Here is a 19981-nt window from a genome sequence, read left to right on the forward strand (position 1 = left end):
CCTGATCGACTTGCTGGGCGGCGAAATAGTCGTCGAATACCGCCTTGCGATATTCCTGCTCCGTCCAATCGCGGTCTTTCAACGCCTGAAGCTGAATCTCGCGCGCGTGGTTCTTTTGATCAAGATCGCGTGCCTTGTCCAGTGCATCGATCGCCCGGGTCACGTTGTCCTGGCAGGCAACTACGTCCCCGCCTTGAGCCTTGCAGGCCTCACGCGCGCGGTCAGCCTCCTCGATCTCACCATGCAGCAACCAGTTGTACTGGGTAGCACTGGCGTTGACCGCCGCTGCCACCTGCACGCTCTTGTCGTCACCGCCCTGCAACGACGCCGACAGCACGCCGATCAGTTGCGAGTTCATCACCAGCAGGCGCTGCTTGTCGTCCGGGTCCATGTTCTTGTAGGCGTCGGACAGCGACTTGACCATCGCCTCGTTGACCCCGGCCGCCAACGCGCCGGTCTTGAAGTCGCCGCCCATGGCTTCGGCCGCCAGCCCGCCCATCAGCGCGTGCAGGCCGATCTTCGCGGCGCTGCCATCGTCTAGGTGGTACTCATGACCGATATCGCCGACCAGGTTGAAGCCGGCAGCCATGAAGGTGTTGACCAAGCTCTGCTGCAACGCATCGCCCAGGCTGCCCTTCTGCCCCAGTGCCTTGCTGAGCAACGCCGAGGTGCTGTTCTGCAAGGCCTGGTTGGCTGCGAACTGGCCGACGCCCGACCAACTGGACAGCGGGCTGAGGGTCTGTACCGGGCCGCTATTGAGCAGCGCGGTGCTGTTGCTGCCGCTGTTCTGCGCCGTAGTTTGCGTGGCGCCTTGCGTGGTGCTCGGGCCGGTTTCGGTGCTGGTCCATTGATCGTAGAGGCCCGTGGTCAAACCGGCCGTCACACCGGAGATCGCATACCCCTTCAACGCATCCTTGGAGGTAGCCTGCTTGAGCGCCGCGCCGAGGTTGCCACCGTTGTTGATCAGGCCGATCGCGGCATTGGTTTCCATGCCCACCAGCACGGCGGTCATGGCGGCGTTGGCCCAGCCGGCAGCGACGGTGGTGGTGACCGTGGTGGTCGCCGCGCCGACGGTGGTGGTCGAGACCATGGTCGCCGAGCTGGCCCAGGCCGCACCGGCAGTCGTGGTTGCCCCCGCAGTACCCGCCGCGCCTGCTACCAGTCCGCTGGCTGCACCGGCAGTGAAGTAGGCGATGATGATGGCGATCACCAGCTGCGCCGCGCCACCCAGCCCGGAATGGCTGTACTTGTACGAGTCGTGCACCTCCTTGACCCGACGCCAGTCCACATCGCCACGTGCTTCGGCGTCCTTCAGCCAGGCCAGGTCCGGGTTCACCTCGACCATCGCGTCGATGGTCTGCTGCACGGTCTGCTGGTTGACCTCCCTGACGTCGACGGTGATGCGCTGCGCGGCCTGGATCATCAGCTCGCCCTGCACCGCCATCTCGGTCTGGCGCACGGTCTCGTCGGTGCGCCCCTTGCCGCTCATGCTGGTCCACACCAGCGAGTTGCTGCTCTTCTCGTGGCTTTCCTGGTGCAGGTCCTTGACTGCGGCAAAGGTGATCGCGCCGCCACTGTCGATGCTCAGGTCGCGCGCGGTTTCAAGGCGCGCGCCCTGGTAGGTCTGGTCGCCAGCGCTGGCCAGGGTGAGGTTGCCGCCAGCCTTGATCTGGCTGCCGACGTAGGTCACGTCGGTGACTTCGTCGCGGCGGGTCTTCTTGCTGCCCCAGCTGCCTTTGCTGCTCTTGTCGTACAGGCTGTAGTCGGTGTTCTGGGCGGCCAGCAGGTTGAGCTGGTCGCCGGCATACAGGTACGCCTCGCCGCCTGCGCTGATACGGCTGGCCGACAAGGTCAGGTTGTTCCCGGCAATGGCGTTGAGCGAGCCGCCGGCCTGAACGACACTTGCCACCTGCTGGCTGTGCTCCTCGCGCTGCTCGAGCTTCTTGCCGTGGCCTTTGTAGCGATAGGCGAAGCTGCTGTCGTTGGCCGCAGAGATCAACGACAGGTCGTTGCCCGCCTGCAAAGCAATGTCGTTGCCCGCCTTGAGCTGGCTGGCGATCACTGTCAGGTCGTTGCCGGCAAGGATGTTCAGGTTGGTGCCGGCGCTCACTTCGCTGGCGTGCTGGGTGGTGTCGCTGCGGCTGATGTTGTGGCGCTTGTCCTGGCGACTGCTGGCGTTGCTTTCTTCGGCGGCGGCGATCAGCACGTCGTTGGCTGCCTGAAGGGTGGCCTGCGCGCCGGCCTGGATGACGCCACCCACGTTGGCGATGCTGTTGCCGGCAGTGATGGTCAGGTCGTTGGCGGCTTCGATACGCGCCGCACTGTCGACCACGCTGGTGCGCTGGCTGAAGCCGGTGCCGCTGTTCTCGGTGCTGCTGACAGTGCGTTCGTTGATGAGGTTGCCGGTGATCGCGGTCACGCTCACGTCACGCCCGCTGAGGATTCCCCCGGCGCGGTTGCTGACGTCGACGCCAGCGGTAAGGTCGAGGCGCTCACCAGCCTGCATCAGGCGCGTGTTGGTGATGTCTCGGGCCGCTTGCACGCTGAGGTTGCGCGTGGCGCGCAGGGTGCCGCTGTTGAGCAGGTCCTGGCCGCTGATCAGGCTGACGTCGGTGCCTTGCACCAGCGCGCCGCTCGGCGCCAGGCGGGTGTTGGCGTTGGCCAGGTACAGTACCGGCACCAGCACATGCTCACCGCGCACCACCTGGTCTTCCATCCACACGATGTCGTGGGTCAGCGCCGCCACTTGCTCAGCGCTCAGGGCCACGCCCACGCTCAGGTTCAAGGCCTGCTTGCTGACCAGAGCGTTGTCCATCAGGTACTTGAACTGCGCCTCGTTGCTGGTCTGGCCATCGAGCAAGGCTTGGCCGGTGCGAGCGGTGATCGCCTGCTGCACCAGGCGCTGCTCGTAGAAACCATCGCCCAGGCGTTTCCAACTGCTGTCGGGGTTGTAGTCGAGCAAACCGAGCAGATAGTCGGAACTCATGAATTGGCGCATGTCGGTCAGCGCCGGGTTGGTCTCGATCAAATAGCGGTGCGCGATGCTGGGGTTGTTGGCCAGCGTGACCGCGCCTGCGGCATCGGCAAGATCGGGGTCGCTGAGGCGGAACAGGCCGTTTTCACCGCTGGGCAGGTCGAAGCCGGGCAGCGTGGTGGGGTTGACCTGCTGCTGGGCAAGGTCGGCCGGCAGTTGCGCATTGAGCTGTACCACCAATGGCTGGGCCACGCCGGTGGCGCGGGTGTCGCCCACTTGGCTGGCACCTGCGTCGGAGGCCTTGTACTCGACCACGTTGCTGATGTTCTGCGTGGCACTCAGGTGCACGCTGCCGGCAGCCTGGATCACCGCCGCGGCGGCAATACCGGTGTCGCTGATGGTGGTGATGTCGCTGACCTGCGACCAGCTGTTCAGCGCCCCCAGAGGCAGTTCCTTGGGCAAGCCCTGGACGTTGTAGGGGTACACGTAGGCGGCGCGGAAGCGCTCGTCGGTGCCGTCGGTGACCCGGCCGGTGTTCCAGATGCGCGTGCGCTGGGTGGTGGTGCTTGCAGCGCCTTGGTTGACGATGTTGTCGGCAGTGATGCTGATGTCGCCGTTGGAGGCGATGGTGCTGTAGTGGTTGGCCAGGCTGGCCGCGTCGACGATCAGGTTGCCGCCGCTTTGCAGCGTGGCCGCCGGAGAGTCCTCGGTGACCTGGCTGGTGAAGGTCTCCCGGGCCACGTAGTCGACGTTGTGGTGGTCGCCGCTGCAGTCGTAGCAGGTGACGGAAATGTTCCCCGCCGTGAGCTGGTCGACGTTGTTGAAGACATCCTTGCGGTTGGTCACCGTCGCGGCCCTGAGCAACATGCCGCTGCCTGACTCCAGACTGCCGGAAATGTTCTCCAGGCTCTCGGCGCGGCTGTTGCCATCGGCGCCATCGACCTGCATGCCGGCGAAGCTGTAGAGATCGCCGTAGCGGTTGGTCAGGGTGCGGGCGTGCAGGCTCATAAGCTCGCCGCTGAACACCAGGCCATGGTCGTTGAGCAGGGTGTCGACCCAGGCTTCGAGGCTACCGGCGCTGCCCAGGGTGCCCTGGTTGTGCAGGGCATTGGCACGCAGCAGCAAATCACCGTTGCTGGTGACGCGCCCGGCACTGGTCAATGCACCGGTCACGTTCAGCTGACTGTCGCCTCCCGCGCGCAGCGTGGCGCTGTTCCCCAGGTTGACGCTGGCGGCGCTCAAGCCCAGGGTGCCGGCTGCGTCGGCCTGGCCGGCGCCGCTGTAGGCGCCGCCAAGGGTGAGCGACAGGTTGCCGTCGGTGGCGATCTCGCCGTCGTTGACCCAGTCGCTGCCTTGGCCGGTGAAGCCGTTGATGCCGAGCAACTTGCCTCTGGCAGTCTGGGTCAGTTGGCCGACCTCGACGTTCAGCGCACTGGCCAGAATGGCCGTGCTGTTGGTCCAGCTGTCGCCACGCAGGTCGAGCGCGCCTCGCGTGCTCAGGGCGCCACCGGCATCGTTGAGCAGGGACAGCGAGACGCCCAACTGGCCACTGCCGGCATGGGTGATCTGCCCGCCACCGTTGCTCAGGCGGGCGGCGCTCAGGCTGAGGTCCTGGTTGGCGCTTTCCAGGGTGCCGTTCTGGTTGTCGAGCAGACCTTGCAGGTTCACCTGGGTACTGTCGCTGCTGCCCAGCGCACGCAGGCTCCCGCTGCGATTGTCGAGGCTGGCCGCCTCCAGGGTCAGGCTCTGGCTGCTTTCGATGATGCCGCGCTGGTTGTCCAGGACGCCGCTGAGTTCGGTGCTGATGCTGTTGGCCGCCACCTGGCCGTGGTTGGCGAAGCTGTCACCGATGACCTTGAGCAGGCCCTGCGCGACCAGGGTGCCGGTGCCGTTGTCGTAGGCGCCCACCTCAAGCAGCGCAGCGCCGCTGTTGGCGATCAGGCTACCGCCGTCGTTGCTGGCACGGGCACCAGTCAGGGTCAGGGTTTCGCCTTGGGTGAGGCCACCGCTGTTGTCGAAATGCCCGGCGTTCAGGTCCGCACCACCGGCCTGGCTGTAAAGCAAGCCGCCATCGGTGTTGTCCAGACGGCCGCCGACCACGATGCGCAACAGGCCGGCGCTGGCGGTGTTGCCTTTCTGACTGTTGTCAAAGCTGCCTGCCAGCAGGCTCAAGGCCCCCACGCTGGTCAGGCTGCCGCCCCGGTTGCTGAAGGCTGCGCCCTGGTTGTCGATGCTCAGGCCGCTGGCGCTGTATAGGCTGCCGCCATCGTTCTGGCTGGCGCCGCTGAGGGTCAGCGTGGCCAGGCCCTGGGCCTGAACCTGGCCACCACGGTTGTCGAAACCACTGGCATTGAGGGTCAGGGTGGTGCCGGCATCGATCAGGCCGAGGCTGGCATTGAGCAGTGCGGTGCTGGCCTCAAGGGTCAGGGCCGCGCCACTGGACAGCACACCATTGCTGTTGTCGATTCGCGCGGCACTGGCCTCGACCTTGCCCTTGGCGACCAGAGCGCCCTGCTCGCGGTTGTCCAGCGTGCCGCTCAAGGTAACCTTGAGGTCACCGTCGCGGCTGGCGACGGTGCCGCTGGCGCGGTTGTCCAAGTGCTGGCCGGCCAGCGTTACCCCTTGCCGCCCGGACAGCACGCCGGCCTGGTTGTTCACCGTTGCGCTGGCAGTGACGTCCAGCGTGCGGCTGGCGATCACTTGGCCGTGGTTTTCGACCGTCGCGCCGCGCAGGGTCACATCCGCGCTCTGGTTGCGGGTGTTGTCGCGGTTGACGCCCGCTTCGACGATGGCGCTATTACGCAGCGTGCCACCAGCGGTCAAGGCCACATCACCGGCAGCCGCCAACGTGCCGCGGTTTGTCAGGGTGGTATCGGCCTGCACCGTCACCTTGCCGGCCGCGTAAGTGGGGCCGGTCAGTTCGACACTGCGGCCATGCACGTCGATGTTGCCACTGGCAGCGGCCTGGGCCACGCGCAAATGGCCATTGGCGTCGAGCTGCATGTCACCGGCGCTGGCCGCCAGGTTGCCGTCCAGCTTCACACCGACACCCGCCTCGTTGCCCACCAGGCGAATCGTGTTGGCGTACATGCCACCCAGCGCCGAGGCGTCGATGGCAAGCTCGGGGGCATTACCATCGCTGGCCCGCGCGGTGGTGGCCAGGGTATCGGCGGCGACGTCGTTCTGGCCGGCGATGATGGTCAGTTTGCGGGCGTGGATCTCGCCGTTGATCTTCGCCGAGCGGGTGATGATCTCGAACTGGTCGATATTGCTGGCATCCAGCCCGTCGCCCTCGATGCCGACCTGTCCACTGTCGACCTCGAAGCGCTGCAATCGGCCGTTGTCGTCGAGCACCGGCTTGCCAGTGGTGAGCGTGGCGCGTGGGGTGTTGATGAAGCCGCAGCCGTTGCAGGTGATGCCGTAAGGGTTGGCGACGATCACCCGTGCCGAACGCCCGGCCACTTCCGTGTAGCCGTTGAGCTGGCTGGGGCTGCCGCCCTTGACCTCGTTGAGGATCGTGCTGGCGGCGTGCCCTTTGAGGTTGGGGTTACCGACGATGATGCCGCCCAGCTGCGTCGATTGCAGGTTGCCGGTGGCATTGTTGAGGATCAGGCCTTCCTTGCCGACGTTGTAGGCCTGGAACTTGTTATGCGACAGGCCGCTGCTGTTGGGCGCAGCAATGTTCACCACCGGCACGCCGTTGCCCGCCTGGGTCAATTGGGTGGTGCCGTTGCTCACCACGATGCCTGGGGCAGCCTGCGCCCAGAGGGGTTGCCAGAACAGTGCGTTGATCAGCAGCAGCACGATGCCGCGCTTGGGCAGGCCGCAGAAGGTGGCCGGGCGTGGGAGGGCGTCCATGTCGTGTCCTCGAAACAGCGGTGAAATGACTTACAGGAAAAAATCGACGCTGAAATACAGCGGGTGCTCGCGCTTGGGCAGCGCCTCGGGGCGCTCCAGTGAGCGGGCCAGGGTCAGGCTCACGCCCATATGCTGGCCACGGGCAAACAGCTCGAAAGCGTTGCCGGTGACCCGACCACTGCCGCCCTGGTTGTAGCGGCCATGTTCGATCACACCGACGTCGTAGCCCACGCTTGCGCCGTACTGCTGGAACAGCGGCTGCAACGAAGGTCGGGTGACCGGGCGCACCCAACGCAGGTCATTGCGCCAATAGCCGCCGCTGTCACCGGTCAGGAACTGATTCTTCAGACCGCGAATCGAGGCCAACCCGCCCAGACTCATGCGCTGCGGGCTGTACAGCGCATCTTCACTGTGCTGCCAGGTGCCCAGGCTGGTGAACTGCAAGCGCTCGCCGAACAGGTCGAAGCCTTGCAGGTAGCTCAGGGTGCCGGTGTATTTGTTGTATCGGGCGGTGGGCTCGCCCGGTTCCGGGTGGTCATCGCCCTGGGCGTCGAAGGCGCCGATGCCGCGCTGCCAGCCCAGGTCGAGGTTGACGAAGGCATTGCCGATACGCCGGCCGTGGTTGAAGCCAAACTGCGCCTCGGTGATGCGGTTGCTGCTCAATTCCAGCCAGTTGTCGTCGATGTAGTTGTTGGTGCGCAGCACCGACAGGCCGGCACTGAGCGCGGTCTTGCTCACGCTATCGCGATGGATCACCCGCTCGGCACGGGCGCTGTGGTTCTGGCTGTCGCCGGTCTGAGCGAACGTGCGGCCCTGGGCGTCGAACTTCGAGCGGAAGTCGCTTTGGCTGTAGCGGTAGTCGAAGGTCCACCACCCCCACGGCAGGCTGTAATCGATGCCGCCACTCTTCGAGGCGCGGGTGTGGTCGCTGACCGCATCGTGGCTGCCGCGCACGCGCAACTGGTCGGCCAGGCCCAGCGGGCTGTCCCACTCCAGGGCCGCACTCCACTGCTGCTCGCCGGTGCTGCGCTGGCCGTTGTTGTGTCGCGACAGCGACGCGCGCCAGGGCTTGCTGGTGGTGTTGTTGACCTGTACCTGGCTGGCGCCGATCTGCTGGCCGGGTATCAGGTCCATCTGCACTTGGTTGGACGGCAAGCGGTTCAACTGATCGACCATCTGCTCCAGTTCACGCAGGTTCAGGGCATGCCCAGCTTCGCCAGGAAACGCCATGGCCAGCTCACGCGGGCTCAGCCCACTGCTCTCGCCCGGCGCCAGGCCCTCCAGACGACCTTCGACCACCTGAACGCGCAGGTTACCGCTACTCAGGTCCTGCTCGGGCAGGTAGGCGCGGCTGGTCACGTAGCCCCGGGCAATGTATTGGGCGGTAATGGCCTTGAGCAGCGCATTGAGTTGCTGCACCCCCACGCAACGGCCTTCATAGGGGGCGACCAGCTCGCGCCGGGTTCTCTCGGGCAGCAAGGTCACGCCGTCGAGTTGTACATGTTCGATGGGAAAACAACGGCTGGGCTCGGCACCGGCGGCTTCGGGCGTTGCCTGCTGCTGACCGGGCAAGTTGCGCAGCTCGTCGATACGCCGCTGCTGGTCGTCCAGCAAGCGCCGCTGGCGCTCCAGCAACAGGTCTTGCTCCCCCGGGGTGGGGGCTGCGTGCACACCGAGGCTGACTAGCAGGCAGGCGGCGGCAAATAAGAGATACTTCATTCTGCTTCCATGCAATATCAAGGCGACATCAATGCAGAGCGCACATTGCTGGCACTTGAGTCGGGCTGTGATTAACCGCAACTCTGATAGCGCATTTCGTATTTAGTTCTGGCCCTGCCCATCTTTGATCTGCGTATTGCGGAGCAATTCTCAAAACCGCTGAGCGCCACGGATTACCTGGCCTGGACGTAAAAATCGGTATCTTTTTGCACCCGTTTGGATAGCGCGCGCGAAGGAAAAACTGCCGAACGAACACCCGACAACAAGCGTTTGGCCCGCATGTGGCGTACCGGACTGGCCGATGTTTTCCAAGACCGATGCAACATGCGGCCATGACGTTTTTCAATCGCCTCCATGCCGTTTCCTGCATTGCCGTGCAGAGCCGGGTGCCGGATGCTTTATTTACTCCGACACATCGCTTTTTCCACCCACCGAGGCCTGTATGAAGAACGTCGAGCAAATCCTCAAAGCCAAGTCGCAGCACAACACCGTGTACACCATCGGCCCCGATGACTCGGTACTCGATGCCCTGAAGCTGCTGGCGGAGAAGAACATCGGCGCATTGCCGGTGGTGGAAAACCAACAGGTGGTGGGGATCGTCAGCGAGCGCGACTATGCGCGCAAGCTGGTGCTCAAGGGGCGCTCTTCGGCGGCAACCCCGGTGCGCGAAATCATGAGCGCGCCGGTGGTCACCGTGGAGCCGAAACAGAACCTTGAGTACTGCATGAACCTCATGACCAACCGCCACCTGCGCCACCTGCCAGTGGTGGACAACGACAAGCTGCTGGGGCTGTTGTCGATTGGCGACCTGGTCAAGGAAACCATCGCCGAGCAGGCCAGCCTGATCGCCCAGCTGGAGCAGTACATTCGCGGCGAATGACCGCGCTCAGTGGTAGCCGCGCTCCAGCTCATCGAGCTGATGATCGAAACTGCGCAGCCGCGCCGACCAGGTGTACACCAGCACCTCCAGGTCGCGGTTGAGCACTGCCGTGTTGCCACCGTCGCGGGCGGGGGCATCGCACAGGTCCAACTGGTAGCGCTCACGGGCCATGGCCGTGGCCACGCTGGACAGGTCCCGGGCATTGGCCAGCCAGTGGTGATGGTGATCGTGGGTCTCACGGTCGAGTTCGCGGCACTGGCGCTTGAGCGCCTCCAGGCTCTGCTCCAACGGTGTGCCCCTGAGTTCGCCCATGACCTCTTCGAAGGTACGCCCGGAATGCCAGTAGCTGCCCCAGAAGTACCGGTCGAACACCGTCTCGACCCGGCGCAGCGCGACCTTGGTGTTCCAGATGGTCAGCAGCGTTCGGCCCTGCGCCACTTCGCGCCGGTTCAGGTGCAGGTACTCCCAGGCGATCCAGGCGAGCGCGCACAACGCCACAGCTGCGGTGATGGCGGCAGCGGCGTACAGGAACTGCACAGCCTGGTTCATCTGCTGGGTATGCCGGATACCGTAGAAGTAACCGGTGGTCAGGGTGCCCAGGATCGTCACGGTGCACCAGAAACCCGGTGCGTAGGGATCTTTCATCGCGCCATCCCCTTATTGTTTTCCTGAGCATAGCAACGGCCCGACCACCATCAGGTGCCGCTCGGCGCTTTATTTTCGGGGGCGTCGCAACGCCTCATTGAGTTGATCGAAGGCCACCGCCCAGTCGGCATCCTCGATGATACTGTCACGCAGGAAGGCGCGCTGTGCGTCATTCCAGAACGGTGCGTCCACCAGCTTGATGTCGTTCTTGAGCGGAGAATGCGAGGTGATGAACTGATCGATGCTCGTCGCATCGTCTGCCAGCCCTAGTTGCTTGAACAGTTCGGCGAATGGATGGATCGGAGCCTGCATGTGTCCTCCTCGAACCGAGCAGGCCCTCCACGACGCCGGCCCGGCATGGGTTGCGAGCATCAGCTCTGGGCGCGTTCGCATGCGCGTGAGGCGCTCCTCGAAGCGCATGCCAGGCAGGTGATCGTGGTCACCCGCCTGGCCATAGACATCGCCTGAGCAGGAAATGCTGCGCACCGAGCACCGGAAGCTGTCCACGGGACAAGCAAGCGGTGAGGCTCAGGCGCTTATCAGAGCGGCGCGCGACGTAGCGTGGCGAGGAACGTTGCCGCGCCGAGGAACAGCCCGGCGAAGGTGCGGTTCATGCGCTTTTGCTGCTTAGGCGTGCGCAACAGGCGCAGCACTTTCGACGCAAGGCCGGTGTACCCCGCCATCACCAGCATGTCGACACCGATCATGGTCACGGTGATCGCGACGTACTGCGCCAGCAGCGGCTGGTGTGGATTGATGAACTGCGGCAGTACCGCGAGCATGAACACCAGCGCCTTGGGGTTGCTGACGTTGACCAGAAAACCCCGAAATACCAGGCTCAGCGGCTTACCGATCGGACGCACGGCAGCGTCATCGCTCATGTCCATGGGCAGCGCGCGCCATTGCCGATAGGCCAAGTAGACGAGGTAGGCAACGCCGAACCACTTGATGATCAGGAAGGCCGTGGCCGAGGCGGCCAGGATGGCGCCGACGCCAGCGGCGATGATGGCGATCTGCACGATCAACCCCAGTTGCAGGCCCAGGGCGTTCCAGTAGCCACGCCAGAAACCGTATTGCAGGCCACTGGACATCGAGGCAATCGCCCCGGCGCCCGGCGACAGGCTGATCACCCAGCACGCGGCAAAGAACGCCAACCACGTTTCCATCGACATCACACACCTCGCTCGCACAGATGTTGCAAAACGTTAAGCTAAGGTCTTGATGAAAAAATAACCAGTGGTTTTTGCAAGGCTCACCGCGAGCACCACGCAGGTCAGTCGTTGGCGACCGGGGTTTCCTGCAAGGCAACGCTGGCCTCGGGCCCGCGCCAACGCCGGACGGCCTTCTGGAAGAACTGGCTGTTGGGCACCTGCACCAGCGCCCCGCCGGCCTCCGGGGTTTCCATCAAGGTGGTATACAGCAGGTTGATGGCGATCACCCGGCCCTTGACGCCCGGCTTGTCAGTGGTGTCGACCAGCTCGACCACATCGCCGATACGAAACGGCCCGACCGTGAAGATCAGCACGGCGCAGAGCAAGTTGGACAGCACGCTCCAGATGGCGAAAAACGCCACTGCTGCGACGGCGACAAAGCCCGACAGCGCCGTCCACAACACCGTTGCCGACACCCCCAGGCGCTCCAGCACGAACAACAGCGCACTGCCCATGATCAGCCAGCGCAGTGCACCCCGTACCGGCACCAGCAGCTCGTGGGGCAGCGGATAGCGTTCGCCCAGGCTGTGCAGGCCACGGGCGACCATGCGCTGCAAGACGAAGGCGATGGCCAGGATCAAGACGATCTGCAAGCCCAGCCATAAGGTGTCCATCCACTGCCCCGGCAACAGCGCGCGCAGCTCGTCCATCAGGACAGCGCCTCAAGCTCGGCCTGCATGCTCTCGAGGGTTTCCAGCGCCTCCATCCAAGCCTCTTCCAGCTCGCCTTCGCGTTGCTTGAGGGTGCTCTGGCGGGCCAAAAGGTCGCGCAATTCATCCTTGCGCGCCGCTTCGTACACGCCGCTGTCACCCAAGGCAGCCTCGACCTCGGCCAGCGTCTTGTGCAACTGGTTGAGTTCGCTTTCCAACTTGTCGGCGGCTTTTTTGTGCGGCGCCAACTGCTGGCGCAGCGCGGCGGCGGCCTGGCGCTGGGCTTTCTTGTCGGTCTTGTCCGGGTTGGCCGACGCACTGCTGGTCGGTGCATTGCGCTGGCGGTACTCGACCAGCCAACGGCTGTAGTCGTCCAGGTCGCCATCGAAGGTCTCGACCTTGCCATCGGCCACCAGCAGGAAATCGTCGGTGGTGCTCTTGAGCAGGTGGCGGTCGTGGGAGACCACCACCACGGCACCGGCGAACTCCTGCAACGCCATGGTCAGGGCCAGGCGCATTTCTAGATCGAGGTGGTTGGTCGGCTCGTCGAGCAGCAACAGGTTCGGCCGCTCCCAGGCAATCAACGCCAGCGCCAGGCGGGCCTTCTCGCCACCGGAGAAATTCACCACCGGCTCGTCGACCCGATCGCCGTGGAAGTCGAAGCCACCAAGGAAATCGCGCAGCGTCTGCTCACGCTCGGCCGGAGCGATGCGTTGCAGGTGCAGCAGCGGGCTGGCCTTGTCATCCAGCGAATCGAGCTGGTGCTGGGCGAAGTAGCCCACGGCGAGGTTCTCGCCGCGCACCAGGCGCCCACCCAACGGCTGCAACTCGCCAGCGAGGTTCTTGATCAGCGTCGACTTGCCCGCCCCGTTGGGGCCCAGCAGGCCGATTCGCGCACCAGGGGTGAGCTGCAACTTGACCTTCTCGAGAATGGCCTTGTCGCCATAACCCAGGCGCGCTTCGGACAGGTCCAGCAATGGGCTGGAGATCTTCTGCGACTCGCGGAAGACGAAGTCGAACGGAGAATCGACGTGGGCTGCCGACAATTCCTCCATGCGCTCCAGGGCCTTGATCCGGCTCTGCGCCTGGCGTGCCTTGGTGGCCTGGGCCTTGAAGCGGGCAATGTACTTTTCCATATGGGCGCGTTGCGCCTGCTGCTTCTCGTAGGCCTGCTGCTGCTGCGCAAGGCGTTCGGCGCGGGTGCGCTCGAAGGCGGTGTAGCCGCCCTTGTAGAGGTTGAGCTTGCGCTGCTCGACATGCAGCACGTGGTCGACCACCGCGTCGAGGAAGTCGCGGTCGTGGGAGATCAGCAACAGGGTGCCCGGATAGCCTTTAAGCCAGTCCTCGAGCCACAGGATGGCGTCGAGGTCCAGGTGGTTGGTGGGCTCGTCGAGCAGCAGCAGGTCGGACGGGCACATCAGGGCCTGGGCCAGGTTCAAGCGCATCCGCCAGCCACCGGAGAAGTCGCCGACACGCCGGTCCATCTGCTCGTTGGTGAAGCCAAGGCCAGCCAACAGCTTGCGGGCGCGAGCATCGGCGGTGTAGCCGTCGGCACTGTCCAGCTCGCTGTGCAAACGGGCCAGGGCCGCGCCGTCGTGCGCCTGCTCGGCGGCGGCAAGCTCGGCCTGCACCTTGCGCAAGCGAACGTCGCCGTCGAGCACATAGTCCACGGCGATACGCTCAAGGGTATCGACCTCCTGACGCATATGGGCGATGCGCCAGTCGCCAGGCAGTTGGCAATCGCCGGCATCGGGCGACAGCTCACCGCGCAGCAGCGCGAAAAGGCTGGATTTACCGGCGCCGTTGGCACCGATCAGGCCGGCCTTGTGACCGGTGTGCAGGGTCATTTCAGCGCCTTCTAGCAGGCGCTGAGGACCACGCTGTAAAGTGAGGTTCGATAGTCTGATCATGATGGTCGCGGAGTCTACCAGCTTCCCCGATCACTGGCGCGAGCGAAACCATGCACACCGACCTGTGGAACCATGCCCTGACCCTGTACGCACGACCGGGAGTCGAAGCCGCCTGCCTGGCCCTTCAGGGACTGGGCGCCGATGTCTGCCTGTTGCTCTGTGGCACCTGGCTACAGGCGCGTCAGGTGCGTGCCGACGAGCAACGCATCGCGGCCTTGCAGGCGCTGGCCGAACCCTGGCAGCGGGAGGTGGTGACACCTCTGCGCACCGTGCGCCAACAGTGGCGCGCGCAGGCGCAGGCCGAGCCGCAGTTGGCGCGTCTGCGTGAACAGGTCAAAGACTTGGAAATGCAGGCTGAGCGCACCTTGTTGGAGCGCCTGGAAGCGATCACCGACGCATGGCCGGCCGAGGCAGGCAACGGCGAGGACTGGCTGAGCCGACTGGTGCCCGTGCAAGCCCGGGACCACGACGCGCTGCATCGTTTGCGCGTCGCGGCCCACGCGCTTCAGGAGGCCGAGGAAGGCGCCTGAGTGGAGGGATTGGCTGGCGCAGCCGGGCTGGCCGCAGGTGCCGGCGCAGCGGTGCCGGCAGCGGGCGCCGCAGGCTTGCTGGCCACGGGCTTGGCAGCTGCCGATCTTGTCGCCCGGGTGGCGGGTTTTGCCGCAGGCTTGGTCGAGGCTTTTGCAGCCGCTGGCTTGGTGGGCGCTTTAGCGGCGGCTGGCTTGGCTGCGGACTTGGCCGCCGGCTTGGCTGGCGCCTTGGACACTGCTGGCTTGGCGGCTGCTGGCTTGGCAGGTGCCTTTGCCACCGTAGGCTTGGCGGCCGCAGGCTTGGCTGACGCCTTGGCAGCGGCAGGCTTGGCAGCGGCAGGCTTGGCTGCGGCGGGTTTGGCCGCAGCGGTTTTGCTCGGTGCCTTGGCCGCCACCGACTTGGCGGCGGGTTTGCCTGGCGCCTTGGCAGCAGCAGGCTTGGTAGCGGCTTTGGCCACCGCAGGCTTGGCAGCAGCAACCTTGGCTGCGGCAGGCTTGGCGCTCGCCTTCGGTGCCGCCGCGCGGGCGTCCAGTGCCTTGGCAGCCGCTTCACGCACCTTGCCAACACCTTGGGCCAACTTCAGGCTTTGCTGGGCATCGCGCTTGAGTTGCTGGATATAGGCACGGGTCTGGGTCTGGCGCTCTTTGAGCGAATCGAGCAGTTGCTCAAGTTCACCGGCAGCTTTCTGGGCCTTGCCCTGTGCCTTGGCTTTACCGGCCTTAGCCGCGTCCTGCAACTTCAGGCGGGCGTTGTGCAGTTTTTCTTGCGCCTTGCCCCGTTGTTTTTCCAACTTGGCGAGCAGTTTCTCAGCATCCGCCAGCGCTTGAGTGCAGGCGTCTTCCAAATGTTCGAGCAGGCTGCCCGAAAGTTGTTGAAGCAGGTGCAACGGCGTACTGACGGGCTTCTTCTTGGCCGACATGGTTTACCTCCTGGCTGACGAGAGTGCGGCTCATACTATGCTTCTGCTGCTACCGCCGCTAGGGCATGTTGACAGTATCGGTAGCGCCACGTTGCATGCCTGGGCAAAGTTGTTGTCTTGCAGCAAAAAACCAGTGTAGTTGCCAGTGACTTGCATGCGGATATTTAACCTTCCCTGCGCAACAACGCTGGCATACTTTGCCGTCATTGCAGCAGGAGTCGAGCATGCCCCGTTACCTGATTCTCGGCCTGTGCCTGGTGGCCCCACTGTCACAGGCCAGCCCACAGACCACGCCCGCCAGCGAAAGCGACCTGTCCTACAGCATCGGCGCCAGCGTGGGCGAACGGCTGCGCCAGGAGGTGCCGGGCTTGGAGCTGGATGCACTGGTCGAAGGCCTGCGCCAGGCCTATCAGGGCCAGCCCCCACGCCTCGACAAGTCGCGTATGCAGGCCATCCTGCAGCAGCATGACGAACAAGCCAGCGCCGCCGCCGAGCAGGCCGAGGTCGACAAGCAACTGGCCACGGAGAAGCGCTTCATGGCCAACGAGCGCGCCCGCGCCGGCGTGCACGAGCTGCCCGAAGGCATTCTCTACAGCGAACTGGCCAGCGGCAGTGGCGCACAGCCCGAACCCAGCGGTAGCGTGCAGGTGCGTTACGTGGGGAAACTGCCAGACGGCACGGTGTTCGACCAGAACCAGCAGCCCCAATGGTTCAAGCTGGACTCGGTGATCGAAGGCTGGCAAGTGGCACTGCCGAACATGAAGGCTGGGGCGAAATGGCGCCTAGTGATCCCATCGGCGCAAGCCTATGGCGCGGAAGGCGCGGGCGACCTTATAGCGCCCTACACCCCCCTGGTATTCGAAATCGAGTTGCTGGCAGTCGCCAACTGAATCAGGCCTGCACGACGTCTTCCTGCTTGTGTGCGTTGTGCAGCACTTCGATCAGGCAGTCTTCGAGTTCGAAGCGCTCGTGCAGCAGGCTGCCGAGCTTGCCGAGCTTCTCTGCGAAGCGTTCGGTGTCGGTGCATTCGCCCTTTTCGCAGTGGTCATTGAATGCCAGTGCGATCTGGGTGATATCGTTGATGCGCGGGTTGATCTCTTCGGCCAGCTGGAGGGCCTTTTGATCACCGAAAGCCTTGGCTTCGGTCACCAACTGCTCGCTGACCTCGAAATGCCACGCCGACACATAGTCGACCAGCACCGCGCAGAAGTCGCGGTTCTTGTCCTTGTCGGCGAACGCCGGACGGACATCGCGCAAGGTACGAAAAGCCTGGACCAGCTCCTCTCGCTCCTCGAGCCAACGATCGATCAGCTTGTGAACACCGCCCCAGCGTTCCTGAGCGTTCTGGCAACTATCGAGCATGGCGATCTCTTCCCTTTTGGATAGATGCCGCTGCACTTAATGACACAAGTCCGTGGCACAAAAGTGACGTCAGCAGAACGGCATCGAACAGGTGTGTTTTCGGTATGCGTGCTGGGAGATTATTCCCGCACGTCTTGCCCTTCAAGGTACGCAGCACACAAGTTTCATACAAGCGTTTAATACCGTTCCTACAACCCACTGGTCGAGCCATGACTTGCACATTGCTCTGGATCAAGCCGTGACAAGCTGGCGGAAGCGATACGTCAGCAACCAGGACACCGGGGGTACGGCCAGCAGCACGAACGACAACAGACTCCACTCTGGCAGGGTCAGGTCCAGGAAGCTCCAACTGATCGACACGCAGTCCGGCCCACCCAACAGCAGCCGGCCCAGCACGTCGCCCACGGGCTGGTCGAGCAGCGGCCCAGGTGGCAAAGGACAGCCCGCCGGAGGCAGCACCTCGCCTTGCAGCCACACTTGCCGACCCGCCAGCCATACCCCAGCCAACGCACACAACGCCGCCAGCCAGGCATATCTACGCCGCCCACGACGGCGCGGCCCATGCACCAACGCCAACAGGCACACCAAGGCATACAGCGCGAGCATCAGCCGCTGGCTAAGGCACAACGCGCACGGCGCCAGCCCAACAATCGGTTCGAGCCAATACGAACCCGCCAGCACGCTCAACGAGGCAAGCAAGCCGGGAAAGAAAAAGCTGCGCAGGCAGGCCAGCGACATGGGGTGTCCGCGAATAGGGAAAGGGTTCTGAACGGTAGAGGAAACGCGCGCTTTGTATCAAGGCGCTACAAGGCGGATTCGTCGCTATTTGGCAATGAATCGACACCGATGCGGGTAGGAGCTTTCTGAGAGATCCGTAAGTAGTATCAGCCTATACCCGCAAGAGCAGGTGGAACTGCCCGCTGGCCCGCGCCTGGCGTGGGCCAGCACAGCCTTATGCGCGCACGCCTTCAGGCAACGGCAGGGCTAGCAGGCGCTCGTCCAACAACCCCAGCCCTTCCTGGAACAACTGATTGCTGCGCTCGGTCTCACCCAACCCTGCCAGCAAGCGGGCCAGTTCTGCGCAGGCCTCAGGATTGCGCTCCATGCGCAGGCTGCTTTCGAAGTAGTCCCGGGCTTTGCCCCACAAGCGGTTCTGCAAGCTCAGTCGGCCCAGCGTCAACAACAGGCTTGGATCCTGTGCATGCTCCTTGAGCCAGCCCTCGGCGGTCTGCAACTGACGCGCCGGGTCGTCACCACGTACCAGGCCATACAACCGCGCCAGATGGCTTTCGTAACCACGCTTGAGGGCGGCGCGTAGCGCCTGTTCGGCTTCACCCTGAGCCCCCAGCTGACGCAGTTGCTCGGCGTAGGCCAGAACTAACTGCGGCTCCTGGCGCTGCGCGGCGGTCAGCTGTTGCCAGGCACGCTCCAGGGCTTGGCGCGCGGCCTGCTGGTCTTCACCACGGGTGGCGGCCAGGTTGAGGTTCTGGCCCCATGCGCGTTGCTCGAGCATAGCCAGCTCGCTGGCCGGCAACACCTTATGCTTGCGCAGCTCAGGCAACAGACGGATCAGCGCCGGCCAGTCGCCACGTTCCTGGTGCAGGCGTTGCAACAGGCGCAGCACCTGGGCGTTGTGCGGGTGACGCTCATGCATGGCCTGCAGGGCTTCAAGGGCGCCTTCGGTCTCGCCGCGGTCCATCTGCAACTGAGCGTGAGTCAGGGCTACGGCAAGCTCGGCCTGAGGCTGGCGCTCCAAGGCGCGCTCCAACAAATTGTCACGCTCCTCGACACGGCCCAGCTCGTTCGCGGCGCGGGCTGCGCCGAGGTAGTACAGCAGCGGCTGGCGGTCGGACTCGGCGGCCCGTTGCAGGTGGCGCTGGGCACTGGCCCAGCGGCCTTCGGCCAAATCCAGCTGGCCTTGCTCGACAGCAATACGGGTGCGGCGGCGACGGTTGCGCCCCGACCACGGGTTGACCGCACCGGTCGAGGTCAGCACCAACCTCACCAGATAGCGCAGCAGCAACAGCAGCAGGACCAGCACCACCAGCGCGCCCAGCGCCGCCCACAGGCCGGACTGGTAGCGGAAGCCGCCATAGGCGATCAGCACGTAGCCGCTATGCTTGGCGATGGCAATGCCCAGCGCCGCGGCGATCGCGATCGCCAGCACCGCCAGCAGGTAGACGCGCTTCATGGCTTGGTCCCCTCGGCTTCGGCCGGCAAGTGGCGGCGCTGGATGTAAGCCTGCACCGCAGCCAGGCTCTCGCTCAGGTCAGGCGTGACCACCGAGACCGGCTGGTCGGCCAACTGGTTGAGACTGTCGAGCATCGCCTTGCTCTGCGGGTTGTCCGCATTGAAGTTGGCCAGCAACACGCTGCGCGCATCGTCCAGGGCCTGCCGGTAGACCTTTTCCTCGCCATTGAGCGCCGCCCATTGGGCCTGCTCGATGGTCAAGCTCAGGGCCAGGCGCAACTGATTGAGCGATTGGCCCGAGAGCAGCGGACGCACGTTATCGTCGGCGTTGAATTCGATGTGGAAGTACTTGGAAATCTCGGCCCACCAGCGTGACCAGCGGCTTGCACCGTCACCGTCGCCCGTCAGCGCACCGAGCGCATCGGCGTTGCTGGCGAACTCGGGAGACTGCGCGCTGAGTTGCTGGACCAATTCACGCTGCGCGGCCAGCTTGAGGAACAGCCCGGTGCGGTCGGGCTGCTGAGTGCTGTTCAGCGTGGCCAGGCTGCGCGCCAGTTGTTCGCGGGCGGCGAAGGCGCCTGGGTCACTCTGCTCGCGCAGAATCTCGTCGGCGCCTTCCACCAGGGCCTTGGCGCTGGTGATGTCCTGCAACGCCGACAGGCGCAACGTGGCCAGGCGCAGCAAGTGCTCGGCCTCGGCCAGGCGCCACTCCTTGCGGCTCTCGCCCAGTACGGTTTCCAGGCGCTGGCTCAGGCGCTGCTGGTCGCCCTGTAACTGCGCCACCAGTCGGCGGCGGTCCTCCAGCTCGCTGGCCGGCGGCAAGCTGGCCAATTGAGCAGTGAGTTGTTGCTCACGCTGCTGCAACGCATCGGCGCGCTGGTTGAGGGCTTGCAGGTGCTCACCCTGGCCTTGTTCGCTGCCTTGTAGCTGACGCACCTGCCAGACGCCCCATCCGCCCACCGCGACGCCGGCAGCGCCGACCAACAGGGCCAGCAGCGCAAGGCCGGTGCCGGAACGACGGGCTGGCGTGGCAGTGGATGTTTCCGGCGCATCAGGCGCCGCAGGTTGTTCGGTGTGGGACAAGACAGTTTCGCTCACGTATCCATCCTTTGCATGGTGGCCCAGCGCTCTT

The 19981-nt window shown here is 64.6% G+C and carries 15 protein-coding genes; 3 read left to right on the top strand and 12 right to left on the bottom strand.

All coding sequences use genetic code 11. The annotated features are described in order from the left end of the window. Positions 1-6832, bottom strand: a 6832-nt coding sequence (locus FEM01_RS16625) for a DUF637 domain-containing protein (protein WP_138220582.1), incomplete at its 3' end; no start/stop codon positions are given. Positions 6833-6862: 30 nt separating this feature from the next. Next, positions 6863-8551 carry a ShlB/FhaC/HecB family hemolysin secretion/activation protein gene (locus FEM01_RS16630; RefSeq protein WP_138220583.1) on the bottom strand — a complete coding sequence of 563 codons (1689 nt, stop codon included), beginning with the start codon at positions 8549-8551 and terminating at the stop codon, positions 6863-6865. Positions 8552-8993: 442 nt separating this feature from the next. On the opposite strand from FEM01_RS16630, the gene FEM01_RS16635 reads away from it, so the two are divergent. Beyond that, positions 8994-9431 (top strand): CBS domain-containing protein, encoded by a 438-nt coding sequence (locus FEM01_RS16635; protein ID WP_138220584.1) that lies wholly within the window; start codon positions 8994-8996, stop codon positions 9429-9431. Positions 9432-9437: 6 nt separating this feature from the next. On the opposite strand, the gene FEM01_RS16640 is transcribed toward FEM01_RS16635, so the two are convergent. The 5 genes from FEM01_RS16640 to FEM01_RS16660 form a co-directional block, all read right to left on the bottom strand. Further along, positions 9438-10076 carry an NADH:ubiquinone oxidoreductase subunit N gene (locus FEM01_RS16640; protein ID WP_138220585.1) on the bottom strand — a complete coding sequence of 213 codons (639 nt, stop codon included), beginning with the start codon at positions 10074-10076 and terminating at the stop codon, positions 9438-9440. A 69-nt stretch (positions 10077-10145) separates the two neighbouring features. Further along, positions 10146-10388: a DUF2789 domain-containing protein gene (locus FEM01_RS16645; protein ID WP_138220586.1), complete on the bottom strand. Its 243-nt coding sequence runs from the start codon at positions 10386-10388 to the stop codon at positions 10146-10148. Positions 10389-10615: 227 nt separating this feature from the next. Continuing rightward, the gene (locus FEM01_RS16650; RefSeq protein WP_138220587.1) at positions 10616-11248 is read right to left on the bottom strand and encodes a LysE family transporter; all 633 of its coding nucleotides are present in this window, start codon (positions 11246-11248) and stop codon (positions 10616-10618) included. A 101-nt stretch (positions 11249-11349) separates the two neighbouring features. Further along, positions 11350-11937 carry a mechanosensitive ion channel family protein gene (locus FEM01_RS16655; protein ID WP_138220588.1) on the bottom strand — a complete coding sequence of 196 codons (588 nt, stop codon included), beginning with the start codon at positions 11935-11937 and terminating at the stop codon, positions 11350-11352. Next, positions 11937-13847, bottom strand: coding sequence for an ATP-binding cassette domain-containing protein (locus FEM01_RS16660; RefSeq protein ID WP_138220589.1), 1911 nt, complete (start codon positions 13845-13847; stop codon positions 11937-11939). Before FEM01_RS16660 ends, FEM01_RS16655 begins: the two co-directional genes overlap by 1 nt. 50 nt (positions 13848-13897) lie before the next feature. Between FEM01_RS16660 and FEM01_RS16665 the strand changes: the two genes are divergently transcribed. Beyond that, on the top strand, positions 13898-14377 hold the full coding sequence (locus FEM01_RS16665; protein WP_138220590.1) for a TIGR02444 family protein: 480 nt from the start codon (positions 13898-13900) through the stop codon (positions 14375-14377). Here FEM01_RS16665 and FEM01_RS16670 read toward each other — a convergent pair. After that, entirely contained in the window at positions 14353-15297 is a 945-nt protein-coding gene (locus FEM01_RS16670) for an AlgP family protein (RefSeq protein WP_138220591.1), read from the bottom strand. The two genes, FEM01_RS16665 and FEM01_RS16670, sit on opposite strands and share 25 nt — an antisense overlap. Before the next feature lie 224 nt (positions 15298-15521). On the opposite strand from FEM01_RS16670, the gene FEM01_RS16675 reads away from it, so the two are divergent. After that, positions 15522-16187 (top strand): FKBP-type peptidyl-prolyl cis-trans isomerase, encoded by a 666-nt coding sequence (locus tag FEM01_RS16675; protein WP_138220592.1) that lies wholly within the window; start codon positions 15522-15524, stop codon positions 16185-16187. Position 16188: 1 nt separating this feature from the next. On the opposite strand, the gene rsd is transcribed toward FEM01_RS16675, so the two are convergent. From rsd to FEM01_RS16695, 4 genes are all read right to left on the bottom strand, one after another. Then, positions 16189-16659, bottom strand: a complete 471-nt coding sequence (gene rsd / locus FEM01_RS16680) for a sigma D regulator (protein ID WP_138220593.1) — start codon at positions 16657-16659, stop codon at positions 16189-16191. Positions 16660-16890: 231 nt separating this feature from the next. Continuing rightward, positions 16891-17397 carry a disulfide bond formation protein B gene (locus tag FEM01_RS16685; RefSeq protein ID WP_138220594.1) on the bottom strand — a complete coding sequence of 169 codons (507 nt, stop codon included), beginning with the start codon at positions 17395-17397 and terminating at the stop codon, positions 16891-16893. A gap of 214 nt (positions 17398-17611) precedes the next feature. Continuing rightward, the gene (locus FEM01_RS16690; RefSeq protein WP_138220595.1) at positions 17612-18850 is read right to left on the bottom strand and encodes a heme biosynthesis HemY N-terminal domain-containing protein; all 1239 of its coding nucleotides are present in this window, start codon (positions 18848-18850) and stop codon (positions 17612-17614) included. Beyond that, positions 18847-19947 carry a uroporphyrinogen-III C-methyltransferase gene (locus FEM01_RS16695; RefSeq protein WP_138220596.1) on the bottom strand — a complete coding sequence of 367 codons (1101 nt, stop codon included), beginning with the start codon at positions 19945-19947 and terminating at the stop codon, positions 18847-18849. Before FEM01_RS16695 ends, FEM01_RS16690 begins: the two co-directional genes overlap by 4 nt. Positions 19948-19981: the final 34 nt, after the last annotated feature.

The organism is Pseudomonas mosselii (assembly GCF_005796105.1).
Classification (GTDB): Bacteria; Pseudomonadota; Gammaproteobacteria; order Pseudomonadales; family Pseudomonadaceae; genus Aquipseudomonas; species Aquipseudomonas mosselii_C.